10 protein-coding genes are annotated in these 6,757 nt (G+C 56.3%); 5 read left to right on the top strand and 5 right to left on the bottom strand.

The annotated features are described in order from the left end of the window. The 3 genes from purQ to purC all read right to left on the bottom strand — a co-directional run. Positions 1-574, bottom strand: a 574-nt coding sequence (gene purQ, locus ACFDSS_RS12745) for a phosphoribosylformylglycinamidine synthase subunit PurQ (RefSeq protein WP_375256113.1), incomplete at its 3' end; no start/stop codon positions are given. Further along, a complete protein-coding gene (gene purS, locus ACFDSS_RS12740; RefSeq protein ID WP_375256112.1) occupies positions 574-804 on the bottom strand; it encodes a phosphoribosylformylglycinamidine synthase subunit PurS in 231 nt (76 codons plus the stop codon). The genes purS and purQ, both read right to left, overlap by 1 nt. Before the next feature lie 13 nt (positions 805-817). Further along, positions 818-1,582, bottom strand: a complete 765-nt coding sequence (gene purC / locus ACFDSS_RS12735) for a phosphoribosylaminoimidazolesuccinocarboxamide synthase (protein WP_375256111.1) — start codon at positions 1,580-1,582, stop codon at positions 818-820. A gap of 135 nt (positions 1,583-1,717) precedes the next feature. Here purC and ACFDSS_RS12730 point away from each other — a divergent pair, with 135 nt between their 5' ends. Together ACFDSS_RS12730 and bmt are read left to right on the top strand one after the other, a co-directional pair. Beyond that, positions 1,718-2,032 (top strand): DUF1476 domain-containing protein, encoded by a 315-nt coding sequence (locus ACFDSS_RS12730; RefSeq protein WP_375256110.1) that lies wholly within the window; start codon positions 1,718-1,720, stop codon positions 2,030-2,032. 160 nt (positions 2,033-2,192) lie between these two features. Beyond that, positions 2,193-3,209, top strand: a complete 1,017-nt coding sequence (gene bmt, locus ACFDSS_RS12725) for a betaine--homocysteine S-methyltransferase (RefSeq protein ID WP_375256109.1) — start codon at positions 2,193-2,195, stop codon at positions 3,207-3,209. A 235-nt stretch (positions 3,210-3,444) separates the two neighbouring features. Here the strand turns inward: bmt and ACFDSS_RS12720 are convergent, their stop codons facing one another. Continuing rightward, positions 3,445-4,527, bottom strand: a complete 1,083-nt coding sequence (locus tag ACFDSS_RS12720) for a PA0069 family radical SAM protein (protein WP_375256108.1) — start codon at positions 4,525-4,527, stop codon at positions 3,445-3,447. A 135-nt stretch (positions 4,528-4,662) separates the two neighbouring features. Here ACFDSS_RS12720 and ACFDSS_RS12715 point away from each other — a divergent pair, with 135 nt between their 5' ends. Genes ACFDSS_RS12715 through ACFDSS_RS12705 form a run of 3 tightly spaced genes read left to right on the top strand, consistent with a single transcriptional unit; the run spans position 4,663 to position 6,250 of the window. Beyond that, on the top strand, positions 4,663-5,370 hold the full coding sequence (locus tag ACFDSS_RS12715) for a corrinoid protein (RefSeq protein WP_375256107.1): 708 nt from the start codon (positions 4,663-4,665) through the stop codon (positions 5,368-5,370). Positions 5,371-5,418: 48 nt separating this feature from the next. Next, complete coding sequence (locus tag ACFDSS_RS12710; protein WP_375256106.1) at positions 5,419-5,607, top strand: hypothetical protein; 189 nt, start codon at positions 5,419-5,421, stop codon at positions 5,605-5,607. Between the two features lie 10 nt (positions 5,608-5,617). Beyond that, positions 5,618-6,250: a DUF1638 domain-containing protein gene (locus ACFDSS_RS12705; RefSeq protein ID WP_375256105.1), complete on the top strand. Its 633-nt coding sequence runs from the start codon at positions 5,618-5,620 to the stop codon at positions 6,248-6,250. On the opposite strand, the gene ACFDSS_RS12700 is transcribed toward ACFDSS_RS12705, so the two are convergent. Continuing rightward, positions 6,247-6,654: a SufE family protein gene (locus tag ACFDSS_RS12700; protein WP_375256104.1), complete on the bottom strand. Its 408-nt coding sequence runs from the start codon at positions 6,652-6,654 to the stop codon at positions 6,247-6,249. The two genes, ACFDSS_RS12705 and ACFDSS_RS12700, sit on opposite strands and share 4 nt — an antisense overlap. Between the last annotated feature and the right edge of the window lie 103 nt (positions 6,655-6,757).

The following is a 6,757-nucleotide window of genomic DNA, read 5'->3' as shown; positions in this document are numbered from 1 at the left end:
TCATGCCCAGCACGCGCCGGTTTTCAGACAAGACACCGGCAATATCAGCGACAGACCCGTTGGGGTTGTCGCGATAAGTAAACGCAATGCGGTCGTCGCCGCGCAAGGCGGCGAGCGTTTGAGGATCGACAGTGTAATTACCATCATGATGGGCAACCGGATAGCGGACAATCCCGCCTGCCTTATAGCCTTCGGTAAAAGGCGACGCGGATGTTTCTACTTTCAGATCAACGGTCTTGCAGATGAATTTCAGGTTGGCATTGCGCATCAATGCACCCGGCAACAAGCCGGTTTCGGTCAGCACCTGAAACCCGTTGCAGACACCCAGTACATACCCGCCACGCGCTGCGTGACCGACCACGGCCTTGCAGATCGGCGATTGGGCCGCAATTGCACCACAGCGCAGATAATCCCCGAAAGAGAACCCACCCGGAATAGCCACCAGATCAACGTTTTCGGGCAGTTTTGCATCCTTGTGCCAAACCATGGTCACGTCGGCGCCTGCGGCTTCCAGTGCCACGGCCATGTCGCGATCACAATTGGAGCCAGGAAAGACAATCACCGCAGCGCGCATCACAGCACCTCGATGCGGTAGCTTTCGATCACCGTATTGGCGAGCAGCTTTTCGCACATTTCGCCAATCATCGCCTCAGAGGTCCCATCGGCCAGATCAAGCTCAATCACCTTGCCCTGACGAACACCTTCGACACCGGCAAAACCCAATGTGCCCAAAGCGTGGCGCACCGCCTCCCCCTGCGGGTCCAGAACACCGTTTTTCAACATCACATGCACGCGGGCTTTCATCGCAAGGGTCCTTTTAGTTTATCAACGTGGGCTTGGAGCCGGTATGGGTCACATTCGTGGGCATGACGCCAAGGCGACGCGCCACTTCGGTATAGGCATCTGTGAGATTGCCGAGATCCCTGCGGAACACGTCTTTGTCCAGCTTTTGGCCAGTCTCGATGTCCCACAACCGGCAGCTATCGGGGCTGATTTCATCGGCAAGGATGAGACGGGGAAAATCGTTCTCCCAGACCCGGCCTACTTCGATTTTGAAATCAACCAATTTGATGCCAACCCCGTACATCACGCCCGACATCCAGTCATTCACGCGCAGGGCAAGGCTGACGATATCGTCCATCTCCTGCTGTGAGGCCCAGCCGAAAGCAATGATGTATTCCTCAGGCACCAGTGGATCGCCAAGGCTGTCGTCCTTATAAGAAAACTCCACCACGGGACGCGGCAGCGCTGCGCCCTCTTCCAGTCCCATACGCTCGGCCATTGTCCCGGCTGCGAAATTACGCACAATCACTTCAAGCGGAACGATTTCAACCTGCCGGATCAGCTGTTCGCGCATATTGAGGCGCTTGATAAAATGCGTCGGGATCCCGATCTGGCTGAGGCCAGTCATGAAGAATTCCGACAGACGGTTGTTCAACACGCCCTTGCCCTCGATCACGGCTTTCTTTTCTGCGTTGAAGGCAGTGGCATCGTCCTTGAAATACTGAACCAATGTGCCCGGCTCAGGACCTTCATAAAGGATTTTTGCCTTGCCTTCATAAATCTTCTTGCGGCGTGCCATCGTGATCCCTTCACGCAAATGCGCAGCGCGTCGCGCCTGCGTCTTAATGCGCCTGATAGTGCAAGCCCCCCTTGCAGGCAAGCACCTGTAGGGTCATATCTAGTGCAAACAGGTTCAAACCACGGGGACAATCTCATGAGCACATTCGACGACCGCGAAAACGCCTTTGAAACCAAATTCGCCCATGATGCAGAAATGCAGTTCAAGGCAGAGGCGCGTTGCAACAAATTGCTCGGCCTTTGGGCGGCAGAATTGCTTGGGAAATCAGGCGAAGAGGCGGCAGCATATGCGACAGAAGTCGTAAAGGCCGACTTTGAAGAACCAGGTCACGAAGATGTTTACCGCAAGCTCGCTGGTGATTTGGGCGCCAAAGCCGATGAAGCGACAATTCGGGCGAAAATGGCCGAAATGCTGGTTGAAGCAAAGGGCCAGATACTGAACGAAATCTGATCGAGCGCCATTGACCCGTCAAAAGCCGCGCCGTGACCTTGGGGCGGCTTTTGCGTTTTCTTCATGATCGTTATGCGAAAACTGACGTTGCACGCACATGGATCACATGAGACGGGATTCGCAACGCCTATGAAAACGCCTAAGAATTGGACCCTGAGAAATGACAAACGCACTGTCAGAACTGCTCACAACCCGCGATTGGCTGATGGCCGACGGGGCGACCGGGACGAACCTGTTCAATATGGGGCTGATGTCGGGTGACGCGCCCGAAATGTGGAACGTGGATGAAACAGCGAAGATCACCGCGCTTTACAAAGGGGCTGCGGACGCCGGCAGTGACATTTTCCTGACCAACAGTTTTGGCGCGAATGCGTCGCGGTTGAAACTGCACGGCGCTGAAGGCCGCGTGGGCGAGTTGAATGAAGCGGCCGCCAGCCTGGGCCGCGAAGTCGCTGATGCGTCCGGGCGCAAGATTGTGGTCGCTGGCTCCGTTGGGCCAACGGGTGAAATCATGGCACCCATGGGGTCATTGACCCACGAGATTGCGGTAGAGATGTTTCACGAACAGGCTGAAGGACTAAAGGCCGGTGGGGTTGATGTGCTCTGGGTGGAAACGATCAGCGCTATCGAAGAATTGATCGCGGCGGCAGAAGCCTTTGCGCGCGCCGACATGCCGTGGTGTGGCACAATGAGCTTTGATACCGCCGGGCGCACGATGATGGGGATTACATCCGCGCAAATGGTCAAACGGGTTGGGAAAATCGCGCATCAACCGCTTGCCTTTGGGGCAAACTGTGGTGTGGGCGCGTCGGATTTATTGCGGACCGTTCTCGGGTTTCAGGCGGCGGGCAATCCTTTGCCGGTGATTGCAAAGGGAAATGCGGGCATACCCAAATACCACGACGGGCATATCCACTATGATGGTACGCCGGAACTGATGGCCGATTACGCGGTTTTGGCACGCGATTGCGGGGCCACGATTATCGGCGGCTGTTGCGGGACGACGCCAGAACACCTGCGCGCGATGCGCCACGCACTTGAAACCCGCCCGAAATCAGCGCCGCCAAGCCTGGAGACCATCACAAAAGCACTCGGAGAATTCTCTTCTGTTTCCGACGGTACCGATGGGGCCGGGCCCGCAGCATCGCCGCGCCGTGGACGCCGGCGCAAAAGCTAGACCGCAAAGGGGGCGCTGCCCCCGGCCTGCGGCCTCCCCCGAGATATTTACAAACAAAAGAAGTTAACCAAGTCTTTACCTTGGTTCCATTATCATTGGCAGGCGGTACAGGCTGAGGAGCCGATGACCGTAACAAGAGAAGCCCCGCCCGGCCCGTGGGTTGGTGCGGGGTGATCTTCTTTTGTTCGAAAGTACCTCCGCCGGAGGCATCCAAGCGCGCAACGCGCGCAGGCCTCTAGAATAAATTCAATTGATCGCCGCATTGCGGCGGCTTGCAAAAAAGATCAGTGCGCAGAAGCGGTAGACTGCGATCCAGTCCCAGTTTGCGGGCGGCTTTCCGAAAACGCTGCTGCAGTAGTTCGGCCCACACGCCCTGCCCGACCATACGTTTGCCAAATTCAGGGTCGTAGTCCCTTCCCCCGTGCAATTCACGCACGCGGCCCATGATACGCGCCGCGCGATCCGAAAAATGGGTCTCAAGCCAATCGCGAAACAAGGGAGCCACCTCTCGGGGAAGTCGCAGGACGATCGAAGACGCCGCAACAGCACCCGCGTCGCGCCCCGCCAGCAAGATCGCTTCCAACTCGTGATCTGTCAGCGCAGGCACCACGGGCGATACCATGATCCGCACCGGAATCCCCGCGTCAGTCAGTGTTTTAACAAGCTTCAGCCGGGCCTGCGGCGTCGGCACGCGGGGTTCCATCAAGCGCGCGATTTTTGGGTCCAACGTCGTGATTGAGACCCCAATGCGCACCAAGCCCCTTGCGGCCATCGGTGCCAGCAGATCAATATCACGCGCAATCAATGTCCCCTTCGTGACGATCCCGACCGGGTGATTGAAATCCGACAAGACCTGCAAAACATCCCGCATGATTTCCCGCTTCTTTTCAACTGGTTGATAGGCATCCGTATTGGTCCCGATCGCAATGATCTTGGGCACATAGCGCGGCGTGGACAGCTCCCGCGCAAGCTGGGCACCGGCATTGGGGCGCGCAATGAGCCTGGTTTCAAAATCAAGACCCGGTGACATCCCCAGAAACGCGTGGCTCGGCCTTGCAAAGCAGTAAATGCACCCGTGCTCACACCCGCGATAGGGATTTATTGATCGGTCAAAAGACAAGTCGGGAGAACTGTTTTTGGTGATAACTGTTCGCGCCCTCTCATCACGTACTTCTGTACGTAAGACCGGCAATTCATCAGCCCGGCCCCAACCGTCATCAATCGCCTCATTCTGGAACCGATCGAACCGCACAGCGGGGTCGTAGCCAGCCGCGCGGCCAGGTGTCCTATGTGGTTTTTTGGGCGGCAAATCCTGCATAATGAAACCTAGAACATACAGGGAACACAAGCAACCAAAGTCGTTCCCGTCTATGTGAATGTCGGAAATCAACTGGTAGAAAAAGACAAATCAGCGCAGTAAGGTAGGAACACGCGAATACAAAAGGTTTTGACCATGTCCGACGAAGAAGATGACATCATCCTGTCCGAACTGAACGACGAAGATTTGGTCGCCCAAATGTTCGACGACCTTTACGATGGTATGAAGGAAGAGATCGAAGAGGGTGTGAACATCCTGCTTTCGCGCGGCTGGCCCCCTTATCGTATTCTCACAGAGGCGCTCGTTGGTGGTATGACCATCGTCGGCCACGATTTCCGCGACGGTATTCTGTTTGTCCCTGAAGTGCTTTTGGCCGCCAACGCCATGAAAGGCGGGATGTTTATCCTGAAGCCGCTTCTGGCCGAAACAGGTGCGCCGCGCGTTGGCAAGATGGTGATTGGCACGGTCAAGGGTGACATCCATGACATCGGCAAAAACCTTGTTTCCATGATGATGGAGGGCGCGGGTTTCGAAGTCGTTGATCTTGGTATCAATAACGCGGTTGAGGCCTATCTCGAAGCGCTTGAGACAGAGCAGCCCGATATCCTTGGCATGTCTGCCCTGCTGACAACCACGATGCCCTATATGAAGGTCGTGATTGATACGATGGTCGAAAAAGGCTTGCGCGACGAATATGTTGTGCTGGTCGGTGGCGCGCCGTTGAACGAGGAATTCGGCAAGGCCATTGGCGCGGACGCGTATTGTCGTGATGCGGCCGTCGCCGTTGAAACCGCCAAGACTTTCATGGCCCGCAAGCATAACCAGGGTGCCGGGGCAGCCTGATCTTCAAATCTGCGCATGGCGCCCCTATCTGTTAGGCAGGAGGCCGCCATGCCGTTAAGAACTTTATTGCTCATTCTGATTGCCGTCATTGGCCTTGCCGCAGCGACTGTGGCTGGCGTTGTGCTGTTGACCGGTGGTTTTGCGAACGCATCCGTAGCTATCCTTGCCGGAATTAGCGCCGTGACGTTGCTGGCGTCGATCCTGATCCGACGCTTTGGCGCAAACGACAGCCCATAGGCCGACACCCATGCAATTGCCTGAAACGACCCTGACAACCACGGGATTGCCAGCAAGCGGCAAAGGCAGCGTTTTGTTGATTGCCTGCGGGGCACTCGCCCGTGAGATCCTTGCCATCAAAGCGGCCAATGGGTTGGATCATCTTGATCTGCAATGTCTGCCAGCCATCTTGCACAACCATCCCGAACGTATTGTGCCGGAAGTGCGCAAGGCTGTCGCCAAGCATCGCCATGCCTACGATCAGGTCTTTGTGGTTTACGCCGATTGCGGTACCGGCGGGCTGTTGGAGGCGGCCTGCCAAGACATGGGCGTCAATATGGTCGTGGGCCCGCATTGCTATTCTTTCTTTGAGGGCAATGCGGCATTCACGGCGCATGATGAAATCACGGCCTTCTATCTGACCGATTTTCTGGTCCGCCAGTTCGATGCCTTTGTCTGGGAACCTTTGGGCCTTGGGCGTCATCCTGACCTGCGGAACATGTATTTCGGCAACTACGAAAAGCTCGTTTATCAGGCGCAAACTGATGATGCTGCGCTCACCGTTAAGGCACAGGAATGCGCCGAAAGGCTGGGCCTCATCTTTGAACGGCGCTTCACCGGCTATGGCGATTTAACACCAGCTCTGACGTCCTTGAAAGGTTAGGCCGCCGCAGCCGTTTGCTGAATGCGTTCGACCATCGCGCGCAATCCATTCGAGCGCTGTGCTGAAAGGTGATCGTTCAAACCGAGCCGCGCCAGCTCTGCGGCGGCGTCAATTCTCACCACATCTTCAACAGGCTGTTCGTTGTAAAGGGCCAATAGAACCGCGATCAATCCACGCACGATCATCGCGTCGCTTTCGCCGCGAAACGTGAACACCCCATTGCTGATATGTGGCACCAGCCAGACCTGACTGGCACAACCATCAACCTTTGTCGCGGGCACCCGCAGCGCGTCTTCGAGCGGCGGCATCGCTTTGCCCATGTCGATCACATGGCGGTAGCGGTCCTCCCAATCGTCGAGAAATTCAAAAGTCTCAACCAGATCTTCAAAAGCATCATTGGCCATCGGTGCTGTCTCTTATGTTGTCTTGCAGGTGATGTAGGGGGCACACCATCCGCCGTCTAGGTCATAGCGCGACTGTAACGACCTTCTGGCCTTTAGATCGGAA

The sequence above is a fragment of the Yoonia sp. genome, assembly GCF_042093035.1.
In the GTDB taxonomy this organism is placed as follows: domain Bacteria; phylum Pseudomonadota; class Alphaproteobacteria; order Rhodobacterales; family Rhodobacteraceae; genus Yoonia.
The sequence above is the reverse complement of the archived record's forward strand: the minus strand, read 5'-3'. Positions and strand labels throughout refer to the sequence as shown.